16 protein-coding genes are annotated in these 24795 nt (G+C 64.6%); 10 read left to right on the forward strand and 6 right to left on the reverse strand.

The genetic code is table 11. The features are described from left to right. Positions 1-92: 92 nt before the first annotated feature. The 3 genes from M1P90_RS01510 (at position 93) to M1P90_RS01520 (ending at position 4200) form a co-directional block, all read left to right on the forward strand. On the forward strand, positions 93-1793 hold the full coding sequence (locus M1P90_RS01510; protein ID WP_483700884.1) for an efflux RND transporter periplasmic adaptor subunit: 1701 nt from the start codon (positions 93-95) through the stop codon (positions 1791-1793). 369 nt (positions 1794-2162) lie between these two features. Beyond that, positions 2163-2867 carry an ABC transporter ATP-binding protein gene (locus M1P90_RS01515; RefSeq protein WP_483700885.1) on the forward strand — a complete coding sequence of 235 codons (705 nt, stop codon included), beginning with the start codon at positions 2163-2165 and terminating at the stop codon, positions 2865-2867. Between the two features lie 10 nt (positions 2868-2877). Further along, entirely contained in the window at positions 2878-4200 is a 1323-nt protein-coding gene (locus tag M1P90_RS01520) for an ABC transporter permease (protein ID WP_483700886.1), read from the forward strand. A gap of 137 nt (positions 4201-4337) precedes the next feature. On the opposite strand, the gene M1P90_RS01525 is transcribed toward M1P90_RS01520, so the two are convergent. Beyond that, a complete protein-coding gene (locus M1P90_RS01525) occupies positions 4338-5660 on the reverse strand; it encodes an NAD(P)/FAD-dependent oxidoreductase (RefSeq protein ID WP_483700887.1) in 1323 nt (440 codons plus the stop codon). Between the two features lie 165 nt (positions 5661-5825). Next, entirely contained in the window at positions 5826-7049 is a 1224-nt protein-coding gene (locus M1P90_RS01530; protein WP_483700888.1) for a glycosyltransferase family 4 protein, read from the reverse strand. A 292-nt stretch (positions 7050-7341) separates the two neighbouring features. On the opposite strand from M1P90_RS01530, the gene M1P90_RS01535 reads away from it, so the two are divergent. After that, the gene (locus M1P90_RS01535; protein ID WP_483700889.1) at positions 7342-8361 is read left to right on the forward strand and encodes a sensor histidine kinase; all 1020 of its coding nucleotides are present in this window, start codon (positions 7342-7344) and stop codon (positions 8359-8361) included. 70 nt (positions 8362-8431) lie between these two features. Next, complete coding sequence (locus M1P90_RS01540) at positions 8432-9148, forward strand: response regulator (RefSeq protein ID WP_483700890.1); 717 nt, start codon at positions 8432-8434, stop codon at positions 9146-9148. 67 nt (positions 9149-9215) lie between these two features. Here M1P90_RS01540 and M1P90_RS01545 read toward each other — a convergent pair whose 3' ends face one another. Beyond that, positions 9216-10907 carry a peptide ABC transporter substrate-binding protein gene (locus tag M1P90_RS01545; protein ID WP_483700891.1) on the reverse strand — a complete coding sequence of 564 codons (1692 nt, stop codon included), beginning with the start codon at positions 10905-10907 and terminating at the stop codon, positions 9216-9218. Between the two features lie 176 nt (positions 10908-11083). Between M1P90_RS01545 and M1P90_RS01550 the strand changes: the two genes are divergently transcribed. Continuing rightward, positions 11084-11599 (forward strand): hypothetical protein, encoded by a 516-nt coding sequence (locus M1P90_RS01550; protein WP_483700892.1) that lies wholly within the window; start codon positions 11084-11086, stop codon positions 11597-11599. Positions 11600-11773: 174 nt separating this feature from the next. Here M1P90_RS01550 and M1P90_RS01555 read toward each other — a convergent pair whose 3' ends face one another. After that, positions 11774-12652 carry a fumarylacetoacetate hydrolase family protein gene (locus M1P90_RS01555; protein WP_483700893.1) on the reverse strand — a complete coding sequence of 293 codons (879 nt, stop codon included), beginning with the start codon at positions 12650-12652 and terminating at the stop codon, positions 11774-11776. Positions 12653-12817: 165 nt separating this feature from the next. Here M1P90_RS01555 and clpB point away from each other — a divergent pair, with 165 nt between their 5' ends. Further along, positions 12818-15433, forward strand: coding sequence for an ATP-dependent chaperone ClpB (gene clpB, locus M1P90_RS01560; protein ID WP_483700894.1), 2616 nt, complete (start codon positions 12818-12820; stop codon positions 15431-15433). 82 nt (positions 15434-15515) lie between these two features. On the opposite strand, the gene M1P90_RS01565 is transcribed toward clpB, so the two are convergent. Beyond that, positions 15516-16286 (reverse strand): hypothetical protein, encoded by a 771-nt coding sequence (locus M1P90_RS01565; RefSeq protein WP_483700895.1) that lies wholly within the window; start codon positions 16284-16286, stop codon positions 15516-15518. Positions 16287-16331: 45 nt separating this feature from the next. Continuing rightward, positions 16332-20330 carry a beta strand repeat-containing protein gene (locus M1P90_RS01570; RefSeq protein ID WP_483700897.1) on the reverse strand — a complete coding sequence of 1333 codons (3999 nt, stop codon included), beginning with the start codon at positions 20328-20330 and terminating at the stop codon, positions 16332-16334. Positions 20331-20638: 308 nt separating this feature from the next. On the opposite strand from M1P90_RS01570, the gene M1P90_RS01575 reads away from it, so the two are divergent. Genes M1P90_RS01575 through M1P90_RS01585 form a run of 3 tightly spaced genes read left to right on the forward strand, consistent with a single transcriptional unit; the run spans position 20639 to position 24743 of the window. Continuing rightward, a complete protein-coding gene (locus tag M1P90_RS01575) occupies positions 20639-21667 on the forward strand; it encodes a glycosyltransferase family 2 protein (protein WP_483700898.1) in 1029 nt (342 codons plus the stop codon). After that, a complete protein-coding gene (locus M1P90_RS01580; protein ID WP_483700899.1) occupies positions 21664-22659 on the forward strand; it encodes a lysylphosphatidylglycerol synthase transmembrane domain-containing protein in 996 nt (331 codons plus the stop codon). The genes M1P90_RS01575 and M1P90_RS01580 overlap by 4 nt, the downstream gene beginning before the upstream one ends. Before the next feature lie 5 nt (positions 22660-22664). After that, positions 22665-24743 carry an ArnT family glycosyltransferase gene (locus tag M1P90_RS01585; RefSeq protein ID WP_483700901.1) on the forward strand — a complete coding sequence of 693 codons (2079 nt, stop codon included), beginning with the start codon at positions 22665-22667 and terminating at the stop codon, positions 24741-24743. Positions 24744-24795: the final 52 nt, after the last annotated feature.

The following is a 24795-nucleotide window of genomic DNA, read 5'->3' on the forward strand; positions in this document are numbered from 1 at the left end:
GCGATCACCTGCCCACCTGATGTGCTGCGCGCCCGCCGCTGCTAGACTTGGCGCCAGTGAAACAATTCGCAACCACGAAAGGAACAACCTTCATGGCAACCGCAACCCTTCAGCGCGGGCAGGGCATCAGCCGCCGGGTTTGGCTTGGCGGCGGCATCGCTCTTATTCTCCTGGGCATTATTGCCGCGCTGTATATCAATAGCCGGGGCAGCAGCGCGCCCGCGCCTGTCGCCACCACGCCCGTGAGCAGCGGCACCGTGATCGCAAACGTCACCGGCAGCGGCTCGATCGCGGCGGCGCAATCGCTCGATCTGGCCTTTCAAACCAGCGGCACGGTGACTCAGGTAATGGTAAAAGAAGGCGACAGCGTCACAGCCGGGCAGCCATTGGCCCAGCTCGATACCCGCGATCTTGCGCTGCAAGTCGCCAGCGCGCAGGCCGCCCTCGACAGCGCGAACCTCAAGCTTGGGCAGACGCAGCAGGGCGATGTTCAGCCGGCCGAGGTCAACGCGCAGCAGGTGGCAGTCGCCAGCGCGCAGGCGCAGCTTAAATCGGCCCAGGCCCAGCTCGACGCGCTGAAGAACCCCAGCGCCGACAAAATCAGCAGCGCGCAGGCATCCGCGCGCCAGGCCGAGCTTGATCTGCAATCGCAGCGCGACAGTGCCTCGGCCAGCAAAACCAAAGCCGAGCAGGATTTGCAGCGAGCCACCGAGGCGCTGACGCAGGCGCAGTCGAAATATTCCACCGCGCTGCAAAACTGGCAGTATGTGCAGGACACCGGCAACGACCCGATCACGCCAACGCGCACAAACGCGCAGGGCAAGGCCGTGGCGAACCGCCTGAACGACGCCCAGCGCCAGCAGTACTACGACGCATTTGTGCAGGCCGAAGCGGCGATGCACAGCGCCGAAACGGCCGTGCAGCAGGCGCAGGTCAGCTACGACAACGCGCGCCAGGCCGAGCCGATCACCATTCAGCAGGCCGAAACCAAGCTGGCCGACGCTCAGGCCCAGCTCGCCGCGCTGCAAAACCCCGGCAAGAACGATATCGCCCAGCGGCAGGCCAGCGTCGACCAGGCGCGCGCCGCCCTGGCGCAGGCGCAGGCCAACCTCGCCAAGCTCACCGCGCCCGGCACCGAGTCGGACGTGAATATTCAGCAGTCGTCGGTGGCGCAGGCCGAGCAAAGCCTCAAGCAGGCCCAGCTCAAGCTCGACGATGCCACGCTCAAGGCGCCCTTTGCCGGCGTGATCACGACCGTGAATATCGTGCCCGGCAGCAGCGCCTCGGCCGCCAGCGCGGCCTTGAGCCTGATCGACCGCAGCACGCTCCATGTCGACCTGAAGCTCAGTGAAAATGATGTCGCCAAAGTCTCGCTGGGCCAGAAAGTCGACCTGACGATCGACGCGCTGAAGGACTGGAAAGAGCAGGGCACGGTCAGCTATATCGCACCCGCCGCCCAGAGCAGCAATGGCGTCGTAACCTACGCCGTGCGCGTGAGCTTCCCCGACAGCGACGACCGCGTGAAGGTCGGCATGACCGCCAACCTGACGATCACGACCGCCAAAAAGGATGGCGTGCTGCTGGTGCCGAATAGCGCGCTGCTGCCCAAGGGCGCGGGCCACGCCGTGCAGGTGCTCGGCGCCGACGGCAAAACCAGCGAAGTCGACGTGCAGACCGGCCTGACCGACGGCACCAACACCGAGATCACCAGCGGCTTGAAAGCCGGCGATAAAGTTGTGACGGTGCCAGGCACCACAACCCCGCAGCGGCGCGGCCTGTTCGGCGGCGGCTAAATGCGCTTTCAGCGCAGGGGTTAGGGGCTGGGGATTGAGGAGCGCGATGCGCAACGAAGCTTGTCACTGCCCTACAACCGCATGTGAAACTGCGCTGGCAAAAGCCTGTGAACACAGATCGCAGGGCGAACGCAGCGAAAGCGCCAGCTCGAAGCGAGCGATGGTTGCAGGTATGCTTAGCCCCGGCACAGCACTCACCCTTTGTGTATATTTTCCGCGCGCAGCGCGGAAAATATACACAACTTGATCGGATATTCCTTGCTGCTGCAGGCAAAAAAAGCACGGCGTGATGCTCTGTATCGCACCTCTGCATACTATATCAAGCAATCGATGTAATTTCGATAAATAGACATAATACTCGAGAAAACAATGCCAACACCAATGATCACCATTTCCGATATGCACAAAACCTACCAGATGGGCGACGTGACGGTGAATGCGCTCCAGGGCGTCTCGTTCACCATTAACCAGGGCGAATTCGTCGCGATTATGGGGCCGTCGGGCAGCGGCAAAAGCACCCTGATGAACATGATCGGCTGCCTCGACACGCCCACCAGCGGCAGCTACCAGCTCGACGGCGAAGAAGTGGCGACGCTGAATGGCAATGCGCTTTCGGCTGTGCGTGCGCGCAAGCTGGGCTTTGTGTTCCAGCAGTACATGCTGCTGCCGCGCCAGAACGCGCTGCGCCAGGTCGAAATGCCGCTGATCTATCGCGGCGTAAGCACCCGCGAGCGCCGCCAGCGCGCCGAGGTGGCGCTGCGGATTGTGGGCATGGCCCAGCGCATGCACCACAAGCCCACTGAGCTTTCGGGCGGGCAGCAGCAGCGCGTCGCCATAGCCCGCGCCCTGGCTGGCAGCCCGGCCGTGCTGCTGGCCGACGAGCCAACCGGCGCGCTCGACAGCAAAACCAGCGAAGAAATCATGCGCATCTTGCAGCGGCTGAACCGCGAGCAGAACCTCACGGTGGTGCTGGTGACGCACGAACCCGACATTGCCGAATACGCCCAGCGCGTGCTGACCATGCGCGACGGCCAGTTGGTGAGCGACGCCGCGCCGCGCGCCCACGCCGCATAGGAGAAGAACGATGGCTGTTTCACTTAACGACGCAGCGCTCGCGCCCGCCCCCGAGCTGGAGGTGCTTGCGCCGCTTGACGACCGCGCCACCGCCACGGTGAGCCTGGCGGAAGTCGCGCGCCTCGCAATCGAAAGTTTGCTGGCGAACAAAGGCCGCGCCCTGCTGACTATGCTGGGCGTGATCATCGGCGTGGCCTCGGTTGTGGCCTTGCTGGCGCTTGGCAATGGCGCAAGCAGCGCCATCACCAGCCAGATCCAGTCGATTGGTACCAACCTGCTGACCATCCGCGCCGGCTCGCCCAACAATCGTGGGCCGGGCGAGGTCAATAGCGCGCAAAATCTCACCCTGGCCGACTCCGAAGCGATTGCGGGCCTGAAACTCCCGATCACCGGCCCGTCGCCGCAGTTTGGCGGCAGTGCCCAGATCGTCGCGCCCGCCGCCGACACCAACGCCACCATCACGGGCATAACCGCTTCGTACCAGGCGATCAACAACCTGACCATGACCGAGGGCATTTTTATCAGCGATGTGCAGGTGAAGGGCGCGAATGGCGTGGTGGTGCTGGGCAATACGCTGGCGAAAACGCTCTTCGGCAACGGGCAGGCGCTCGGCCAGAACGTGCGCATCCAGGGGCAGGTATTTAATGTGATTGGCGTGCTGGCCGCCAAGGGCAGCGGCGGTTTCGGCTCGGTCGACGACCAGGCGCTCATCCCGATCACGGTTGCGCAGCAGCGCCTGTTTGGCGCGCGCACCGCCGACGGCAACGGCTGGCGCGTCTCGTCGATTCAAATCTCGGTCACCGACAGTGCGAATATCACTATGGTGCAGGATCGTGTCTCGGCGCTGCTGCGCGAGCAGCACAACCTCAAAACCGACGGCAGCGACGACGATTTTCAGGTGATGAACCAGGCTTCGATCCTCAGCTCGCTTTCGACCGTCACCTCGGTGCTGACCTACTTTCTGGCGGCGGTGGCGGGCATTTCGCTGCTGGTCGGCGGCATTGGCATCATGAATATCATGCTGGTGAGCGTCACCGAGCGCACGCGCGAAATTGGCCTGCGCAAAGCGGTGGGCGCCCGCCCGCGCGACATCCTGCTGCAGTTCGTGGTCGAGGCGCTGGCGATCAGTCTGGCGGGCGGCGTGATCGGCCTGCTGCTGGGCAGTGCCATCGCCATGGTCGTCACGCTCACTGGCCTGATTACCGCGACGGTCACAATTGGCTCGGTGCTGCTGTCGGTGGGCTTCTCGCTGGCGGTGGGCCTGTTCTTTGGCATCTACCCGGCCCAGCGTGCGGCCCGGCTCAATCCCATCCAGGCGCTGCGCTACGAGTAGGCGGGGAAGCGGGGCAGTTGAGCCACAGAGCGCACAGAGAGCACTGAGTTTGGTTTACTGCTCAGTGCTCTCTGTTCGCTCTGTGGCCTAATCATTTGGTTCTGCGGTTTTGCGGTTCTGTGGTTCTCGGTTCCGCATCAGGAAGCGAGCGGCGGCAGTGCGTGCGGCTCGGGCATGTGCGCCAGCCGCCGCGCCAGGTCGTGCACGGCCCCGCGCAGGAGCGCCTTGAAGAACACGCTGGCCGGCAGCCAGCCCGTGGCCGGGATACCGCGCGACAGCAGCATAATCAGGCGGCGGCCATACTCCGGGTCGGTCGCCAGCCAGCGCAGCCAGCTCCGGTAGGCCCAGTCGGGCTGCTCGGTGTACAGCTCGCGCTTGACGCGCTGCATGGTTTCTTGGTACATCGGCATGGTTTCGGCGCGCACCGCCGCGTCGTACTGCGACAGCGCCGCCTCCCAGCCCAGCCGCCCTTGCTTCCAATCAATCAGCGCCGTCGCCAGCAGTTTGGCCGTCGCCACCGCGTCGTAGATGCCCTGGCCGTCGAGCGGGTCTTTCTGATGCAGCGCGTCGCCTACCAGCGCCCAGTCCGCGCCGCCCGCCTCGCGGTAGCAATTGCCGATCTTGCGCATGCCGCGCACCTCGGTCGCCATGTCTGCGCCGGCCAGCCGCCGCCACACGCGCGGGTGCGCCCGCAGCATGCGCAGGTACAGCTCGCTCGCCTTTTCCTCGCCCAGCTCCAGCCGGTCGGCGCGGCCCTCGATCACCACGCATGTCGTGCCGTCGGCGCTGTTGAAGATGCCAAAGCCATAGCCGCGCCCCATGCCATAGGAATGCACGGCCGGCCCGCCATCGTCGTAGGGCGCGACATTGCGCCAGTAGGCGTAGTAAATTGTCGTGGGCATGTCGGTGTGCTCGTCGCGGGTGGCGGCGCCAGCCTGGCGCGCAACCGTGCTGAAGCGCCCATCCGCCCCCACCACACAATCCGCCGTGAAGCGCTCGGCCACGCCGCCCGCCCGGCCAACGATCCCGGTCACGCGCTCGCCGTCGCGCAGCAGCTCGGTGACGCTAAAGCCCGCGCGTGCGGAAACGCCCGGCTGGCGGGCGGCGGTGCGCCACAGCGCCGCGTCGAAACGCGCCCGGTCGATTGCGTACAGGTAGTCGCGCCCGAACAGCGCGGGCAATCGCAGAGTGATGCGGAAATCTTCGCGCACTTCCGACACCAGCCGGCGAATCGGCGGCGTGCCGGCGGCATACTCGCGCTCGTCCGCGCCGATCTCGTCCAGCAGACGCATGGTGGCCGGGTAGATCACCGGCGACGACGCGGCGGGCAGGCTTGGCACAGTGGCGCGCTCAAGCAGCAGCACGCGCAGCCCCGCCTGCCCCAGCCGCGCCGCCAGCGTCGCGCCGGCTGGCCGGCCGCCAACAATAATCGTGTCGTAGTGCGGTGTGTTTTCTTGCATTGGCGCAATCTCGCAGCAATCGAATACGCGCACAGTATACACGCGCCGCGCCTACCCGGCTCGCACGGTGGCCCTAGCGCGGGCATATTTCGCCCTGAAAAAGCACAGCGCCCGCCGTGCAGGCGAGCGCGTGCGATGTTGGGAAAAAGAGCGGTGCAGCCAGCCCTAGCCGCCCGGCTGCATGCCCTGCACGGCCAGGGCGGGCATCGCTGCCAGAAGCGTCTGGGTCACGCTGTCGATGTAGTGGCGCTCGGTGTAGTGCTGCTCGACCTGCTGGCGGCCAGCGCGGCCCATCTCCTCGGCGCGTTCGGGGTCGGCAAACAGCGCCGAAATCGCGCGCGCCAGGCTGGCGGGGCTGCGCGGCTCGGCCAACAGGCCGCTCTCGCCGTCGCGCAGAAACTCGGGCACGCCGCCCGCGTGGGTGGCCACCACCGGCTTCCCCATCGCCATCCCTTCCAGCGCCACCAGGCCAAACGGTTCTTCCCAGCTTGGCATCGCCACCACCGACGCGGCCGCAAGCAGCCCCGGCAGGCTCGGCACATAGCCGATCAGTCGCACGCGGTCGCCCGCGCCCTGCCCGGCAATCAGCCGCTCCAGCGCCTGCCTGATGGGCTCGGGGCCGCGCCCAGCGATCAGGAAATAGGCCTCGGGCCATGCGCTGCGCACCAGCGCGGCGGCGCGGATCAGGTCATCCTGGCCCTTGTACTGGTTGAGCCGCCCCGTCATCACCACCACCGGGCTGGCGGTTGGCACGCCCAGCGCCGCGCGCGCCGCCGCCACCGGCAGCGCAGGGTCGAACCTGCTCATGTCGATGCCATTCGGCACGATTCGCATGCGCGCCGCGCCACGCACATACGGCAGCAGGCGATTGTAGAGATACTGGCTGTGTACCTGCACCGTGCTTGCCTGCCGCAGCACAAAGCGCGCAGCGCGGCCATTCTGCGGATACAGCGGGTAGGCGGCATTCAGCACAAACGGCGTGCCGCTCAGGCGCGACACCAGCGCCGCCAGCTGTGGCGCAACCCCACGGTCGATGCTGTAAATCAGATCAATGCGCTCGCGCCACACAATCTGCGCAATGCGGGCGCTGGCGCTGCCAAACTCCAGCAGGTCGTTCAGCCGCCCGCCGCGCTCGTCGGCGCGTGCCTCGCTGCCACCCAGCTCCAGCGGGATGAGCCGCAGGTGGGGCATGCTTTGCAGCTGGCGGTATACCTCGCCGCGCGGCTTTGTCACGACTGTAATCTCGAAAAGCTCGGCGGGCAGGTAGCGCAGCGCCAGCAGCAGCGTATACACGTCGCCCTCGACATTCCCAAAGCCATTAATGGCTAGCAGCCTGATTTTTGGCGATGTCGCGCCGGGCAGCTTCCCGACTGTTTGCACTGCCGCCATGCCAGTTCTCCCAACAAGTGCGAAGATAACAATAGTGTGATTCGCGCCAGCTCACAAAATTGCAATCGCCCGCCAGTAGGGCGCGCTGAGCCGGCCAGATATGTATCGTTTTGCGGAAAAAGAAGATTCTAGAGCCATAAAAAACTGACCTACTACGCGGTGGCGTAGGCGAAAATTGCGAAACTGTCACGTTCTTGCTTATAGCATGCCCATACCAAACCTTGTAGCCGCTAGATCGCTGTGCTATACTTTACACATTCCGATCCGCACAGCAACCCGACGAGGCAGTAGATTGAGCGCCGAACAACCGATGGTGCTGCGCGAGGCGCACAGAATTGTAGCTGAGCAATTGGCTCGGTTGCGCGACCTCGCCGACACCACGCGGCAGCGTGGCGCTACGCTTGGCATTGCGCTGCGCCAGGCCGAACGCCAGCTTGACGAAGCAATGATGCAGCAGCGCGCTACATCGCAGTTGCAGTCGATTGGCGGTCGTGGCGCGAATCAGCGTATTGCCGAGGCACGCGCGCGCTTCGAGGTTGCCGAGCAGGAAGTTCGCAGCAATCAGCACGCGCTCAAACAGCTCGAACAACTCATTCGGCAGATCGAAATGAGCAGCGGCGCGCTCACAACTGCTGCCGAAGCCGGTGCCGACGATCCGTGGCTGCTGGCGCTGCGGGCACAAGTCATTCAGGGCCGCGAAGATGAGCGCACGCGCCTGGCGCGCGAAGTACACGATGGCCCGGCGCAGGTGCTGGCCAACTCGCTGATGTTGCTTGAGCACAGCATCACGCTCGCTCAGCAGTCGGGCTCGGAAAAGCTTAGCGCGGTGCTGTTGCGGATGCGCGATGCAGCCCGTGAAGGCTTGCAGGAAGTGCGGCGCTTTATTGCCGACCTGCGGCCGGGCGCGCTTGATGAGCATGGTCTTGTTGCAGCGCTGGGCGAATACATTCGCGCCTACAACAACGCCTACACCGCCCACGTCACGCTCGACGCCGAGCCGCTGCCCCGCCTGCCGCGCGAAACCGAAATCGTGCTGTACCGGATCGTGCAGGAAGCACTGCAGAACGCCCACAAATACGCGCGCGGCGCACCAACGCTGGTTCGGCTGACGCGGCAAGGCGACCGTCTGCTGCTGACGGTGCGCGACGAAGGGCCGGGATTTGATCCGCGCGAAGTTGCGCGGCGCGCTGGCCGCAGCAACTGGGGGCTTACGAGCATGCGCGAGCGAGCCGAACTGATTGGCGCACGCTTTAGCGTCGCCTCGGGGATCAAGCAGGGCACCGAAGTAAGCGTGAGTGTGCCAATTGCATAAAAACGTCATTGCCGAGCCGGGCGCGACTGCGCTGCAGGCTGTGCATATAGTATGTAGGTGAGGGACTGGGATGGGAACAAAAATACGAGTGCTAATTATTGACGACCATCCACTGTTTCGCCAAGGCATTCGCTGGAGCCTTGAAGAAGTTGGCGACATGGAAGTGGTGGGCGAGGCAGAGAATGGCCAGGAAGCGATCAAGCTGGCCGAGCGGCTGATGCCTGATGTGGTGCTGGTTGATATCAACCTGCCCGGCCTGAACGGCCTGGAAGTCGCGCGGGTGATCAAGCGCCGCGAGCCACGCGTTGCCATGATTGTGCTGAGCGTGTATGAAGACGACGAGCAGCTTTTTCAGGCGATCAAAGTCGGCGCGGCGGCCTACTCCTCGAAAGATGTACACCCCACCGCACTGCTGTCGATGATTCGTGACGTTTCGCGTGGGCGCTACCTGATCAACGAAAGCGTGCTCGCCAAGCCGCATGTTGCCACGCGCGTGCTCCATCAGTTCCGCGAGTTGGCTTCGACCGAAGACGAGCAGACCTCGGCACTGTTTGCGCCGCTCACTTCGCGCGAAATCGAAATTCTTGACTGCATTGCGCGCGGTCTTTCCAACAAAGAAATTGCCAACGAGCTGAGCATCAGCGGGCAGACCGTCAAAAATCACATTACATCCATTCTTTCGAAATTGCAGGTGAACGACCGAACAATGGCCGTGATTTATGCGATAAAAAAGGGCTGGATAAAAATGGGATACGAGACCGCTACCAGCCACCAAGTAGCCAGATAGTCCGTAATTGTAAAGAATAAAGGCCGGAGTAGCAGTGCTACTCCGGCCTTTGTGTTGGGCGATAGGTTTATTTCTTGATATACCAGCGCTCGATGTTCGCCAGATACATTGGCGTGTCGAGTGCGATTGGTCCGTCCAGCGTTGTGAAGTGGGAATTGAGCGCCAACGGGATGCGATCATCCCACAGGAACAGGTAGGGGCGCGCTGTTTCGAGGCGCTCCTGGGTTTGCTCAATCGCCTTGAGCCGTTCGGCGGGCGCGTACAGCTGGCGGGCGGCGGCGGCCTGATTGTTATAGGCCGGGTCGTCGAAGCCGCCGATGTTCAGCACCGCGCGCGTGTCGGCGACGCCCTGATTGATCTGGCTGTTGTGAAACAGCGCGAAATCGTCGGGGTCATAAAAGGCGTAGTCGGCGTAGGTGGGGTCGCCCGCGCCATTGCTCCAACTCCCCAGCAGCAGGTCGAAATCATAGGGCGGCGCATACTTCGATTTAATAACAGTCGCAAAATCGGCACGCTGCACGACCAGATGTATCCCCACCTGCTGCGCCGCCTTCGCGATCAGCTCGGCCGCCCGCACGCGCCGCGCATCGTCGCCGCGCACGAATAGCTGCGCCGTGAGCGTCATGCCGTTCTGCGCGCGGATGCGCTCGCCGTCGGGCAGCTTCCAGCCGGCTTCGTCAAGCAGCGTGCGCGCCCGCGCCAGATCGAGTGTGCTGGTGGGCGGCGCTGGTGCGGCCCAACTGCCTGGCACAATGCTGGTGGCGATGGGCATGCCCTGGCCGTCGGTTGCGTCGCGTACCAGCGCCGGCATGTCGATCGCGTCGGCCAGCGCCTCGCGCAGCCGTGGGTCGCTGAACAGGCGGCCCTGGCGCACGTTGAATGCCAGAAAGTAGTAACCGTTTTCGGGGTAGCTGCCGCTTTGCATACCTGGCAGCGTCTGACTGAGTGTGCGGCCCTGCGACCAGGGCAGTTCGGCCAGGCCCAGCCGCCCGTCGCGCAATGCATTCACCGCCACGTCGGCGTCGGCGGCCAGAAATGCCACTCGGTCGAGCAGTGGCGCGCCGCGATAGAAGCGCGGGTTGGCGTTCAGTGTGATCGACGCGCCGGGCTTGCGCTCGCCAAGCTGGAATGGACCGGTGCCGGTGGCAGCATCCCACAGGTTGAGCGTTGCGAGATTTTTGCCCAGCAGCAGATGTTTGGGCAGCATCGGCACAGCGAGCTCGGCGAACAGTGGAGCGTAGCGCTCGGTCAGCGAGATGATGACCGTGCTGGTAGTGGGCGTTTCAACCTGGGCGATCCGGCGCAGATCGGTCAGCAGGGCAGTGGTGGGCGAAAGCTCGCGCAGCGCGCTGAGCGTGTAGGCCACGTCGTCGGAGCTGAATGGCTTGCCATCGTGCCAGGTGACGTCGGTGCGCAGCGTGAAAGTGATTAGCCGACCGTCGGGCGCAGCATCCCAGCTGGTTGCCAGATCGGGCTGAGGCTGGAGCTTGGCGTCAAGACGCGTCAGGCCGCTGTAGAGCAAGACGCTGATCTGTTCTTCGGCGCGCGAGCGTGGCTGCCAGGGCCGCAACTCGGGGACATCTTCGGCCATGCGAATAGTCAGGTTGCCGCCGCGTGGCAGCGGGGTTGGCGTGGGCGGTGGCGGTGGGGCGGGCGTTGGTTCGACGGGGTCGAGCGCGCAGCCGGCGAGCAGCACAAGTATGAGTGCGGCGAAGGCCAGGCTGGCCAGGAATATGCGGCGGGTTGGGATGTAATTCATGGGCGCGATTATACCATAGCGTTGCGCTTCCTGATGACACAAATGTCACTTGCAGCGGTGGAATGCGCTTTGCTATAATGGCCGCCAGAAGGTCGGTTTAAACAAATGCTTGCGTGCGTACGAGCCGGTTGTTATGCTGGCCGGGTGCGCCGCGCATTCGCAGAAGGAGTTTCCACATGGCATCATATCGTGGCCTGGGCGTGCAAGTTCGCCCGCAGCGCCAGCACCGCCCGGCGGGCGTGGCATTGCTGGCAATCGTGGGCGTGCTGGGCAGCCTAGTGGCCCTGCTAGTGGCGCTGGCCGGGCTGTGGATGGTGATGCGCGTGAGCCTGGCGCCGAGCCGCCAGTTTGGCCTGTATAGCATTGCAGCAGTGGTCGCGCTGATTGCGATGTGGATCAACTGGGGCTTCTGGGAACTGGTGAAGTCGTCGTGGTGGGCGAACCTGGGGCTGATGCTGGCGGGCGCGGGCCTGAGCCTGTGGGGTCTGCGCATGGTGCCCGAACTTGGCGACCTAATCGGGCGGATTGTGCCGGCGCTCTCGGCAAACCGCAATCTGGCCGCGATGGCGCTGCTGATGGGTGTGCTGCTGTACCACCTGTGCGCGATTGTGTACACGCTGACGGTTCACGCCGCGTTCAAGGTTGGCGTGAAGGACGAGCGACCCCTCTGGGAAAAGGTGCACCGGAACTAGCGCTTTCAGCGTGGGGATGGGGGATGGGAGATAGAGAGTGGGCGGGCTGCCGAACATTTACCACGAAGACACGAAGGCCAGAAGATAATATAAAGAAGGCGCAGGAGCAAATTCGCTCCTGCGCCTTCTTTATTACTCCGTGCGCTCTGCGTTCTCTGTGGCTCGATCGTTTCGCTACGCGCCGCCGAGCACCACCGGGTTGCGCAGCTCGCCAATGCCCGCGATGGAGATTGACACCTCGTCGCCGGCCTGGAGCGAGAATTCGTCGGGCGGGATGATGCCAGTGCCGGTGAGCAGCACCACGCCTTCGGGAAACAGGTTGTCGCGCCCGAGGAAGGCGATCAGCTCGGCAAAGGGGCGCACGATTTTGCGCGTGCTGGTGCTGCCGGCGAAGGCCGTCGCGCCGTCGCGCTCGATCTGCAGGTCCACCGCGAGATCGTTGGGCGTGGGCACGGCGGCGCTGAGCGCAATCAGCGGTCCGAGCGCGCAGCACCGCGCATAGACCTTGGCTTGCGGCAAATAAAGCGGGTTTTCGCCCTCGATGTCGCGCGAACTCATATCGTTGCCGACGGTGAAACCCACCAGCTCCATTGCCTGGTTGATCACCAGCGCCAGCTCGGGCTCAGGCACGTTCCAGCGCGAGTCGCGGCGCACGGCGACTGGTTCGTTCGGGCCGACCGTGCGGCTGGGCGTGGCCTTGAAGAAAATTTCGGGGCGCGGCGCGTCGTAGACGCGGTCGTAGATGCCGCTGCCAGCCGACTCTTCTTCGCGGGCGACTTTGCTGCGCTCATAGGTCACGCCCGCCGCCCAGACCTCCTGGCTGTCGGTGGGCTTGAGCAGCGCGCCGCGCGCCTGCAGGTCGGCAAGCTGCCCGACGGGCGCGTTGTCGTCGGCAATCACCGCCAGCTCGCCGGCCACATCGGCGCGCCCGCTGGTCCAGGCCAGCAATTCCGCGAGCGAGTGCCAGCGCGTTCCAAGGCTCCAAACCGTGCCGTCGCGTACCAGGCCCAACGTGGCACGGCCCCCATCATCGGTAAAGCGGCAGAGATACATCGGCGTTCCTTTCTCCAAATTCGCAGCGTCTGAATGCCGGTTGTCGGTGGTTGGTCGTCTGTGCTCGTGGCCCAAGATTAACACAACGCCAACACTTCTTATACGTTTCTCAGATGCGTGCGTGCTATTATAAAGCCAGATTTCTGAGCGGAGGAGTGTACGAATATGTCATTTAATACCAATCGTCTCACCGAAAAATCCATCGAAGCGATTAACGCATCGCAAACCATAGCCGAGCGTAACGGCAACAGCCAGATCGAACCCGAGCACCTGCTGCTCGCGCTGCTTGAGCAGGGCGACGGCGTGGTGCCGCAGGTGCTGGGTAAAATGAACGTGCCGGTTGGCGCGCTGGCGCAGCAGGTGCGCGGCGAGATCAACAAGTTCCCGCGCCAGAGCGGCAGCAACATGCAGGTCAGCGTGTCGAGCCGGCTGCGCACGGTGCTGGTGAAGGCGCACGATGAGCTTGGGCAGTTTGGCGACGAATATGTTTCGACCGAACACCTGCTGCTGGCGATTCTGGCGCATGGTGGCGGCGGCGCTGAGCGCACCCTGAAGCAGAGCGGCCTCGATCGCACCAAGCTTATGGCCGCGCTGCGCGAAGTGCGTGGCAGCCAGCGTGTCACCAGCCCAAACCCGGAAGGCACCTATGCCGCGCTGGAGCAGTATGGCCGCGACCTGACCAAGCTCGCGCAGCAGGGCAAGCTCGACCCGGTGATTGGCCGCGACGAAGAAATTCGCCGCGTGATCCAGATCCTGTCGCGCCGCACCAAAAACAACCCGGTGCTGATTGGCGAGCCGGGCGTGGGCAAAACCGCGATTGTTGAGGGCCTGGCCCAGCGCATTGTGCGCGGCGACGTGCCCGAGGCGCTGAAAGATCGCAAGGTCGTCGCGCTTGACATGGGCGCGCTGATCGCGGGCGCGAAATACCGTGGCGAGTTCGAAGAGCGCCTGAAAGCAGTGCTGAAAGAGATTCAGGAGCGCGAGGACGTGATCCTGTTTATCGACGAGTTGCACACCGTTGTGGGCGCGGGCGCGGCGGAAGGCGCGATGGACGCGGGCAACATGCTCAAGCCCATGCTGGCGCGCGGTGAGCTGCGGCTGGTTGGCGCAACTACGCTTGACGAATATCGCAAGCACATCGAGAAAGATGCCGCGCTGGAGCGCCGCTTCCAGCCAATCGTGGTTGAGCAGCCCAACGTCGAAGACACGATCAGCATTCTGCGCGGCCTGAAAGAACGTTACGAAACCCACCACGGCGTGCGCATCACCGATGGCGCAATCGTCGCGGCGGCGGTGCTGTCGGATCGCTATATCTCCGACCGCTTCCTGCCCGACAAAGCGATCGATCTGGTGGACGAAGCCGCTGCGCGTCTGCGCATGGAAATCACCAGCGACCCGCAGGAGCTGGACGATTTGAAGCGGCGCATGATGCAGCTTGAGATCGAGCGCGAGGCGCTGAAGAAGGAAAAAGATACCGCCAGCAAAGATCGGCTGGCGCGGCTGGAGCAAGAACTGGCGAACCTGCGCGAGCGACGCAACGCCGTCGAGGCACAACTGCAGCGCGAGCGCGAAGTGCTGGCGCGCGTTCAGAAGATCAAAGAACAGATCGACCAGACCCACGTGGCGGTTGAGGCCGCGCAACGCGAGTACGACTACAACAAAGCCGCCGAACTGCAGTATGGCACGCTGACGCGGCTGGAGCGCGAGCTAGGCGAGGCCGAAGCGCAACTCAAGGCACACGAAAGCACCCTGCTCAAGCAGGAAGTCGACTCGCAGGATGTCGCGGCGATTGTTTCGCGCTGGACGGGTGTGCCGGTGAGCAAGCTGCTGGAAGGCGAGGTTGACAAGCTGGTGAAGATGGAAGAGCGCCTGCATATGCGGGTGATCGGGCAGGAAGAAGCGGTACGCGCCGTTTCGAACGCGGTGCGCCGCTCGCGCGCGGGCTTGCAAGATCCGAACCGGCCGCTGGGCTCGTTCCTATTCCTTGGGCCGACGGGCGTAGGCAAAACCGAGCTGGCCCGCGCGCTGGCCGAGTTCTTGTTCGACGACGAAAGCGCCATGATCCGGCTCGACATGTCGGAATACATGGAGAAGCACACGGTGGCGCGGTTGATCGGCGCACCTCCCGGCTACGTCGGCTACGAGGAGGGCGGCCAGCTCACTGAGGCGGTGCGGCGCAAGCCCTACAGCGTGGTGCTGTTCGACGAAATCGAGAAGGCGCACGCCGACGTGTTCAACGTCTTGCTGCAAATCCTCGACGACGGGCGGCTGACCGATGGGCAAGGGCGAGTGGTGAACTTCAAGAACGCCGTGATTATTATGACCAGCAACACTGCCAGCCCGCTCATCCAGGAAATGACCCGCGATAATGTCGATCAGGAAACCATTCGCGAGCGCGTGATGGAAGAGATCCGCGACGAATTCCGGCCGGAATTCTTGAACCGAATCGACGAAATCATTGTCTTCCACCCGCTTGGGCGCAACCAGATCGGCGAGATCGTCGAAATTCAGCTGGGGCGGCTGCGCAAGCTGCTGGCCGAGCGCAAAATCACGCTGTCGCTGACCGATGCCGCGCGGGCGCGCCTGGGCGACGAGGGATACGACCCGATCTACGGCGCGCGCCCGCTGAAGCGGGTGATCCAGCAGCGCTTGCAGAACGAGCTGGCGCTGCGGCTGCTGCAAGGCGAATTCCGCGAAGGTGACACGATCGAAGTCGGCGTGGATGAGAGCGGCAAGTTCACGTTCAGCAAGGCAACCGTTGCCGAGCCGGTGCTGGCGTAAACAAGCTCACCCCAACGCAAAACGCGCCGGGCGCGATCCCTCAGGATCGCGCCCGGCGCGTTTTCTGCCAGTTTCCCTCGCGCTATTTGCTCCTACGCTCGTGGGCCGCAAACAGCGCCGCCAGCAACTCATCGACCGGCTGTTGCGCCAACAGGGTGCGTAGCAATGCACTGTTCGCTGCCTGGCTGCGCAACACTACCCTGACCGAGCGCCCGCCCGTAATTGGCGCGAAGCCAACCACGCCGCCGGCCATCAGCAGCACCATGCCAAACACAATCCAGAGCCACGGCGTGCTCCCGCTCTCGGCGGTACGCGGCAGGCGCTGGGGCGGGCGCGCCGCCGCAACCGGCCTGGGGGCAGGAACTGGCGTGGCCGCAGGAGCTGCGGGTGCGGCTGGCTGGGCAGCCGGGGCGGCGGGCGCTGCCGGCGCCGGACTCACAAAGCCCAAGTGTTGCACGGTTGCCGTGTTCGGCTGCACATCCACCATCACGCTGCCCTGAGAAGGAGTGCCTTGCTCGCTGCTAATGCTTAGCGCGACCGGGTAGCTGCCCACCGGCACCCAGTAATCGTAATTGCCGTTCGCGTCGGTCGTCACCGTCACCCCGCCCACACTGACGGTCACGCCCGCAGTTGGTGCGCCGGTGCGCTGGTCGATCACCGTGCCGGTGACGTGGCCCATCTGTACGCCCGTGCCAGTGCCGCTGCGCACCGGGTTGATCGCAGGCCGGGGCGAGGGCTGAAGCGCCGGCATCGGGCGCTCGGCGCCCTGGGCAGGTAGCGCGCCCACGCCAAGCATCATCATAAGCATGCCACTGGCGGCCATTGCTGTGCCAAGTTTCTTCCGAATTTGCATATGTCCTCCTTTATTCATAACTGGCCTTGAGGGATTCCAATCCTACTATCGTGGCGGTAATGCGCGCAGTGGCGTGGTGTCGGGCGCGCCACTTGCGCCATCCAGGTGCATTTCCGAGCGATTGTTGCTTTCGTGGCTTTCGTACACCGCACCATAGCTGATCGTTGGGTTCCAGCTATCGACGTACATATACAGGTTGAGCCTGCTTGTGTTGAACGAACCCGGCCAGTCCGTGTTCTTCGCATAGAAGCTCGCGCGCGTTGACGTGAGCGTGATGCTCTGGCCCGGTGCCAGCGGCTGTGCGATGAACCAGGCGATGCCGTAGCGGCAGCGGCTCGAACAGCGCTTGTCCCAGGGCTGGTTGGTATCGGTGGGCGGATTTTGTGGGTTGATATAGAAATCGACCCAGAACTCCGTGCTTGGCGCTTCGCCCGTATTCGTAATCGTGGCGGTGATGAGCACTGGCTCAAACGCACTCGGGTGCGCTTTGCTCAGCACAAAGCTGCCGATCAGATCGGGGTGCGGCGGTTCAATTGCCAGCGGTGCATAAGCCAGCGCATGGGTGATATTAAACGCGGCGCTGGTAATTGTGGAAAAGCCTGCGGCTGATGCAGTCAGTTGGTAGCCTGCGCCCAGGCGATCAATCGACACGCTGCCGAAGCTGGCGCTGCCGGCCTGTGCTGCGAGCGCGCTCGTTCCGCGCAGGCTCGCGCCCGCAGTGCCAGTGCCGGGCATGAGCGCCAGTGTGATAGCACCCGCAAAGGTTGGGTCGACGGTGCCGAAGCTGTCGACGGCGCGCACCACCAGCGCGGGGTGGAAGGCATTGCCAACCGGCGTATCGCCCGGCTCGGTTGCGAAGAATAAGCGATTCGCGGTGACATTAAAGGGCGCTGAGTCGCCCGTGAGTGAGGAACTGCTGGCGCGCAGCACATAGCCCACGCCGACGCGGTCGATATTCAAGCCAGCCGCAAACGCAAAGCTTGCCACGCCGCTTGTCGCTGGCGCGCTGGTCGTTCCGCCAAGCATGCCACCGCCGGGGTTGGCCTGGATTGCCAGGCTTACCGCGCCTGTGAAGGTTGTATCGATGTTGCCGAACTGATCCTGCGCCTGAACGGTTGCGGTGAATACGGCCTCGGCACGCGGGTTGGTGGGCTGAGTAATGAATACCAGCTTGCTCGCTGCTGCCGGCAGGATGGCAAAGGCATTGCTATCGGCGTTGGCGAAGCTGCTGGTTGTCGCCGTCAGAATATAGCCTGTGCCAACCGTTCGGATGTTCAGGCCGGCGGCGGTAAAATCGGCCACGCCAGCCACCGCAGCAACGGTTGTCGTTCCGAACAAGGTTGGGCCATTGCGCCCGGTGCTTTTGAGCACCAGCGTGACATTGCCGGTGAATGAAGTGTCGGTATTGCCCTGCCCATCCTGCGCTGCTACTTTGACCAGTATCGACTGGCCGGCAATAGTGTTGACGGGCTGTAAAGTGAACGTTAGGCCGTTAGCGGTTATATTGAAAGCCGCGCTGTCGACGCCGATGAGGCCCGCTGCGCTGGCGCTCAGTTGGTAGGCGCTGCCGATACGATCGATTGAAAGCCCGCTGAAGCTGGCAAGGCCATTGGTCGTATTCACCGTGAGCGTGCCGCCCAGGGCCGCACCCACCGTGCCGGTGCCGGGCTTGATTGCCAGCGTGACTGCGCCGCTGAAGCTGGTGGCGCGATTGCCAAATGCGTCCTGCGCCTCGACGGCCGGCTGGTTTGTGAATGATACTCCAGCGCGTGTGTTGCCGGGTGTGGCGACAAAGGCCAGCGCAGTCGCGGCCGCCGGGCTGATGGTGAAACCGGCGCTGGTGCCACTGGTGAGCCCAGTGCTGCTGGCAACAAGCGTGTAGCCTGTGCCGGATTTATTGATGCTCAACCCCGCGAACGTCGCTTGGCCACTGCTCACTGCCACCGTCGTCGTTCCCGACAGTGTGCCGCCGCCCGGGTTCGTACCGATGGCTACGGTGACGGTGCCGTTATAGGTCGTCACAAGGTTGCCAGCCGCGTCCTGCACTTCGACAGTGGGCTGCGTGGGGAAGGCTACGCCTGCAGTCGCATCGCTCGGCGATGTGCTGAACACAAGTTTCGCCGCGGCACCGCTTGAAATATCGAAGGGCTGGCTGTCGCCGGTGGCAAGCGTTCCGCTGCTGGCGCGCAGGGTGTAGCCGGTGCCAGGTTTCGCGATTGATGCCTCGCCCGCGCCGCCAAAGCTGGCGGTGCCGCTGGCAGCGGCCTTGCTGGTGGTGCCGGCGAGGGTTGCGCTGGTGGGGTTAGTTTGGATTGCCAGCGCGATAACGCCTGTGAAGGTTGTATCGGTATGCCCCGCGCCGTCTTGCGCGGCGACGGTGATCGCGAGTGGTGTGCCGGCCGTGGTGGGGTTTGCGGGCGAGGCCGTGACAACCAGACGGTCGGCGGTGATCGTAAATGCGGCGCTATTGTTTGTGGCGGTGCTGTTCAGCCCGCCGCTTGTCGCTGTGAGCTGGTAGCCCTGGCCCGCATAATCAATCGCCAGGTTTGCGCCCGAGAAATCGGCAATGCCAGCAACCGCGTTCATCGTTACGGTGCCGCCCAGTGTTGCGCCAGCTGTGCCGGTGCCGCTCTTAATCGCAAGCGTCACCGCACCCGTGAAGGTGGGATCGAGCGTGCCGGCGTCGTCAGTAGCTTTCACGACTGGCTGCGTAGCGAATGCGCTGTTGGCGCGGGTGCTTCCCGGCGAGCTGGTGAACTGCAAGCGCGTCGCCGCGCCCAGGGTGTTCGAGCAGGTTGGCAGCGGCGTATCGCACCACGGGCGAAAGGCGACGCTGCCAGTGGCGTCGTCGCCCGCGCCGGGAGGGCCGGCTGTGCTGCCCCACCAGTTCGTGGTGGCGCTCACCTGCGTGCCTGTTTGGTTATCGAGCCCAACGCCCGAGCTATTGCCGGTGATGTTGTTGCGCGTGACTGTGTGGCCGGCCCCGCCCGTCACCACAACGCCCGTCGCGCCGTGAATATTCAACCCTTTCACCGTTACTGTGCCGCCGCTCATAGTGAGCGGGGTGCCGCCTGGGGCTGCCAGCGTTGGCACGCCTTCATTTTGTGCCTGCACCGTCAGGTCGCGCGCAATCGTCACGGTTTCGGTGTAGGTGCCATTGGCGAGCCACAGCCAGCCGCCCGTTTCGGCCAGGTTTGCGCCTTCCTGTACTTTTGCGCCGGGCTGAACCGTGACGGTGCTGGCGTTAACTGACGTGGCAACCACTGGCGTGGTTTTGAGCGTGACGCTGGCAATGGTCGAGCTTGACGAGCTGCGCAGGTCGGTCGGAACATCGATCGTAACCGCTTCGTTATACATGCCCGGGTCGAGAATTGAGATGATGCCGCCAGCCGCTGGCAGCATGGCTTCGGCGTGGCCGACGGTGCGGAACGGAAGCGCCCACGAGCCAGTGTTGGCGTCGCTGCCATTTGTCTGGTCGACAAAAAATTCGCGCGACGTGCTGAAGCTGGCGTCGAACGCCAGGGTGGGGCTTGTCATGGTTGCGGTGCCGTGGCGGCGCACGCTAATCAGGTAGGTGGTGCTCGCTGCAACCTGAAGCGTCAGCTCCGAGCGGCGGTTGCCGGCAATCGCGTCGTCGTTGCAGCCAACGCTATTGGCAGGCGCGGGCGACGTTTCCCACACCTCAATGACGGTGTCATAATTCGTGCTGGCGTTCATCGTCTGGAGCGTCAGCCAGCCCGCGCTGGGGGCGGTAAAGCTGTACCAGACGCTGTAGGTATTTGTTGGGCTTGCCGGGTAGCTGCCGCACGCGCTTAAGCCGTCGATTTCAACGGCGTCGCGGGTGAAGGCCGTGACGCTGCTTGCGCTGTCGGAGAACGTGAAAGGATTGCTGGAAAGCGCTGCCGTCAGGTCATACGCGCTGCCGAATGCGTCGGTGACGGTCGCGAATGCGGCCGGAACCAGGAGCAGCTGAAGGAATACTGCCAGCCCCGCAACAATCGCAGGCACGCGTAACGGCCGGCGTGCGCCAAAAGAGTGGTTCATCGAGAAACTCCTATACCGAAAAAAGTGTGCTACAACGGCGAGGTCAAGGGGCGGGGCAGCCGTAAACAGTATCTGGCACAGGGCGGCCCAATCGCGCCGCTACTGTCGCATATCTGCGAGGTATTGTGGTACTCAGAACCTTGACAAATTATGGGCGAGTTTGCGTCATCCATCCCTGCCCGGCGGTTCTGCCACCAACATGGAAAGCGGCAACCTGGGCTATAATGCGCAGACGATTGTTGGTGGTGAGCGGCAGGTGTGTTCGCGCGAACCGTTCGGCACGCCGGCCGCGGCGAATAGGAAATCATATGCAGGCATTTGCTGAACACCCGGGGAATTATGGCCACGCCGCCATCATTGAGCCAATGCCGGTTGCAACAACACCCGCGCTCTCTGTGGTTATTCCGGTTTTGAACGAGGCCGAAAACTTGCCCATCCTGGCCGAGCGCCTGACTCGCGCGCTCGACGAGCTTGGGCGCAGCTACGAAATTATTGTGATCGACGATGGCAGCCGCGACGCGAGCTTTGCGATTTTGCGTGATCTGGCGCGCGATAACCCGCACCTGCGCGTGGTGCGGCTGCGCCGCAATTTCGGCCAGACGGCCGCCTTCTCGGCTGGGTTCGACCGGGCGCGCGGCGACGTGGTGGTGACGCTCGACGCCGATTTGCAGAACGACCCGGCCGATATTGGCGCGCTGCTGGCCAAGATCGACGAGGGCTACGACGTGGTGAGCGGCTGGCGTGCGAATCGCCAGGACCCGTTCATCAACCGGCGGCTGCCATCGATCATTGCCAACTGGATCATCTCGCGCGTGACGGGCGTGCGCCTGCACGATTTCGGCTGCTCGCTCAAGGCCTACCGCGCCGATGTGCTTGGCGGCATTCGCCTGTATGGCGAGCTGCATCGCTTCATCCCGGCCATCGCAAGCTGGCAGGGCGTGGCCGTGACCGAGCTGCCGGTGCACCACGCGCCGCGCCAGTTCGGTAAGTCGAAATATGGCATCGGGCGCACCTTCCGCGTCATCCTCGACCTGATCACGATTCGCTTTCTGCTGAGCTATGGCACCCGCCCGATGCAGATTTTCGGCCTGCTGGGCCTGATCATCGGCGGGCTTGGCACGCTGGTTGGCGTGTTTCTGACCTACACCAAGCTCTTCTATGGCGAGTCGATCGGCAATCGCCCATTGCTGCTGCTGGCGGTGCTGCTGATTGTGGTTGGCATGCAGCTCATCAGCATGGGCCTGATCGGTGAGCTGGTGGTGCGAACCTACTATGAGACGCAATCCAAGCCGATCTATGTGGTGCGCGAAGAGCTGAACGGCGAGGCCGGCTCGTGAGCGACCCAAAACCGGCCCGGCGCTGGGCTTCGCTGCTGCTGCGCGTGCTGGTCAGTGGCGGCTTGTTGGTCTACCTGGTGCGGCAGGCCCAGCCGGCGCAGATCTGGCAGGTCTGGCGAACGATTGACCTGCCGTTGCTCGGGCTGGCGCTGCTGATGCAGCTTGGTGGCATTGCGCTGAGCGCCGTGAAGTGGGGCGTTATTTTGCAGGCGCAGGGCCAGCGCCTACCGTTTCGCTGGCTGTTCGGCGCCTACCTTGTCAGCCAGTTTGTTGGCAATGTGCTGCCCACCACCATTGGCGGCGATGCCTTGCGCGCGGTACAGCTTGGCCGTCGAATCGGCAGCTATGGCCATGCCGGCGCGTCGATTTTTGTCGAGCGGCTGACCGGCTTTCTGGCGCTGAGTGTGATCGCGAACGCGGCGCTCGTGGCGAGCCTGCTGCTGCCGGGTGCGGCCTACACCACCACGCCTGCGCTGCGCTGGCTGGCCGTTGGCCTGGGCCTGGCCGCAATGGCTGCCCTGCTGGGCGCGGCCAGCGCGCCCTGGCTGCTGCGCGTGTTTGGCCCGCGCTTGCCGCGCCGCATCGAGCCACCGCTGCGCCGCGTGGCCGAGGTGCTGGCGGCCTACACGCCACGCGGCCAGCGCCTGCTGCTGGTGCTGATCATGTCGCTCGCTTTTCAAACGATCTGGGTCGGGATGCACGCCGTCTGTGGTCTGGCGCTCGGCATCCACGCGCCGCTGCTGCTCTATGCGCTCATGGTGCCGCTCACCGACATGATCGGTCTGGTGCCGATTTTCGTGAACAACCTCGGCGCGCGCGAGCTGATTTTCACGCTCTACCTCGGGCAGATTGGCGTGGCGCCCGCCCAGGCCCTTGCGCTGGCCTTTCTGGTCTTTACGGTGAAGCTGGCGGTCAGCCTGCTGGGCGGGCTGGTGACCGCGCTGGGCGGTGTGCCAATGCGCGCCACGCCCGATCCGCAGCAAGGAACCTAGCCACCGTGGCCTCGCACGATACGCCTGCCACTCAGGCTGCCCCGCGCAGCCGCGCCCGTTCTTCCCTCACCCTGCGCGCCGACCGCAGCGCCTGGCTGCTTGGCGCGGCGATCTTCGTGCTGGCGCTCCTGCCGCGCGTCTGGGCACCGGCCGTGTTTGTGACGGTGGACGAAGCCTACCACTGGCTGGAGCGCGCCCTGCGCTTCCGGCAGGCGCTGCTGGCCGGCGACTACGCGGCCACGAACCTCGTCGGCCACCCTGGCGTCACGACCATGTGGCTGGGCGCATGGGGCTTGCAGCTGCGCAGCTGGCTGATTGGCGCGGGCGCCGTCGACGGCGACAGCCTGTTCATCTATCGCGCGCTGGCGCGCCTGCCGGTGGCGCTGACGAATTCGTTCTGCATCGCGCTGGCCTACGCGCCGCTGCGCCGCCTGCTTGGTTCACGCGTGGCTCTGCTGGCCGCGCTCTTCTGGGCCGGCGAGCCGTTTCTGGTGGCGCACGGCCAGCTGCTCCATGTCGATGCGCTGCTGACCTCCTTCCTGCTCCTGGGCGTACTGTGCGCGCTGGTGGCGTTTCGCTTCGACGAGAACGCGCCCATGTGGCCGTTTGCGCCGCGCTGGCGCTGGCTTGTGGCCTCGGGCGCGTGCGGCGCGCTGGCGCTGCTCACCAAATCGCCAGCGGTGCTGCTGCCACCCATGGTCGGGCTGATCGCGCTGGTGGGGCTGCTACGCGCCGCGCCAGCCTGGGTCGCGCTGCGCGATTGGCGGCTCTGGTGGCGCGCCTATGCGCTGCCGCTGCTGGCCTGGGGCGCGCTGGCGGCGGCGCTGTGGTTCGCGCTCTGGCCGGCCGCCTGGGTCGATCCGCTTGGCTCGGTCTGGACAGTGATCAATCAGGCCGAGTCCGATGGCGGCACGCCGCACGCGTGGGGCAATTTCTTCTTTGGGCAGGCCGTGGCCGACCCCGGCGCGCTGTTCTACCCCGTCGCAATCGCGTTTCGGCTCGCGCCGTGGACGCTGCTGGGCGCGCCGATTGGGCTGGCGCTGCTGCTGCGGCGGCGCACACGTGGCCGGCTGGCCCTCGCGCTGCTGGCGGTCTTCGCGCTCTTGTTCGTCATCATGATGAGCATCCCGCCCAAGAAGTTCGACCGCTATGTGCTGCCGGCCTTTCCCGTGCTCGACATCCTGGCGGCGGCTGGGCTGGCTGGTCTTGCGCGACTCGTCGTGCCGCAGCGCCCCGCCTGGCTTGTGGCGGGTGGTGGCGCGCTGGTCGCGATTGGGCTGGCAGCCAACCTGGCCTGGTTCCACCCCTACGAAATCGCCTACTACAACCCGCTGCTTGGCGGCGGCGCGGCGGCCGTGCGCACCATCCCGGTCGGCTGGGGCGAGGGCTACGAGCAGGCCGGCGCGTTCATCTCGGCGCAGCCCGACGGCGCGGCCAAGCCGGTGGCGGCCTGGTTCGAGCCGGTGCTGCGCCCGTTTGTGCGCACCGCCGTGGCCGCCCTGCCCGCCGCCGCCACGCCCGGGCGCGTGGGCTATGTCGTGCTCTACGTCGATCAGATGCAGCGCAACGATATGCCCGAGATCACGGCCCAGTATGTTGGGAAACAAACGCCGCTGCATGTCGTGCGTATTCACGGCATCGACTACGCCTACATCTTTCAGGCCGCGCCCGCAGTTGCCCACACCCTTGCTGCTTCGTTCGGCAGCAGCCTGCACGTGTGGGGCTATGATCTCGCGCGCGCGCCAACCGGCGATTCTTTGACATTGACTCTTACCTGGCGCGCTGAGCAGCCGCAGCCAGCCGGCACCACCATGTTCATTCATGTGCTCGACGCGGCCGGCCAGCCACTCGCCCGCGCCGATGTGCCGCCCGGTGGCGCTGGCCCGGCAATCGAGTCCTGGCAGACCGGGCGCTACCTCACCAGCAGCTTCACGCTGCCGCTCGCGCCGGGCGGGGCCGCGCCGCGCTGGGTCGCGCTGGGCCTGTACAACCCCGCCGATGGCGCTCGCCTGCCGCTCGACACGGTGCCCCCACCCGGCGCGCCCGACGATGGGCCAAACGCGCTGCGCATCCCAATCGAGTAAACGGCGGCAGGCGCGCTAGATTGCGCGCCCCCCGGCCCTATGGTACACTACC

It is taken from the genome of Kouleothrix sp. 19917 (assembly GCF_057073505.1).

What these genes read in the sequence shown, in the direction of transcription:
- M1P90_RS01565 (WP_483700895.1), bottom strand. Translation starts at nt 16,286, where the DNA reads ATGCAAATTCGGAAGAAACTTGGCACAGCAATGGCCGCCAGTGGCATG.
- M1P90_RS01545 (WP_483700891.1), bottom strand. Translation starts at nt 10,907, where the DNA reads ATGAATTACATCCCAACCCGCCGCATATTCCTGGCCAGCCTGGCCTTC.
- M1P90_RS01530 (WP_483700888.1), bottom strand. Translation starts at nt 7,049, where the DNA reads ATGGCGGCAGTGCAAACAGTCGGGAAGCTGCCCGGCGCGACATCGCCA.
- M1P90_RS01515 (WP_483700885.1), top strand. Translation starts at nt 2,163, where the DNA reads ATGCCAACACCAATGATCACCATTTCCGATATGCACAAAACCTACCAG.
- clpB (WP_483700894.1), top strand. Translation starts at nt 12,818, where the DNA reads ATGTCATTTAATACCAATCGTCTCACCGAAAAATCCATCGAAGCGATT.
- M1P90_RS01540 (WP_483700890.1), top strand. Translation starts at nt 8,432, where the DNA reads ATGGGAACAAAAATACGAGTGCTAATTATTGACGACCATCCACTGTTT.
- M1P90_RS01570 (WP_483700897.1), bottom strand. Translation starts at nt 20,330, where the DNA reads ATGAACCACTCTTTTGGCGCACGCCGGCCGTTACGCGTGCCTGCGATT.
- M1P90_RS01550 (WP_483700892.1), top strand. Translation starts at nt 11,084, where the DNA reads ATGGCATCATATCGTGGCCTGGGCGTGCAAGTTCGCCCGCAGCGCCAG.
- M1P90_RS01520 (WP_483700886.1), top strand. Translation starts at nt 2,878, where the DNA reads ATGGCTGTTTCACTTAACGACGCAGCGCTCGCGCCCGCCCCCGAGCTG.
- M1P90_RS01525 (WP_483700887.1), bottom strand. Translation starts at nt 5,660, where the DNA reads ATGCAAGAAAACACACCGCACTACGACACGATTATTGTTGGCGGCCGG.
- M1P90_RS01575 (WP_483700898.1), top strand. Translation starts at nt 20,639, where the DNA reads ATGCAGGCATTTGCTGAACACCCGGGGAATTATGGCCACGCCGCCATC.
- M1P90_RS01510 (WP_483700884.1), top strand. Translation starts at nt 93, where the DNA reads ATGGCAACCGCAACCCTTCAGCGCGGGCAGGGCATCAGCCGCCGGGTT.
- M1P90_RS01555 (WP_483700893.1), bottom strand. Translation starts at nt 12,652, where the DNA reads ATGTATCTCTGCCGCTTTACCGATGATGGGGGCCGTGCCACGTTGGGC.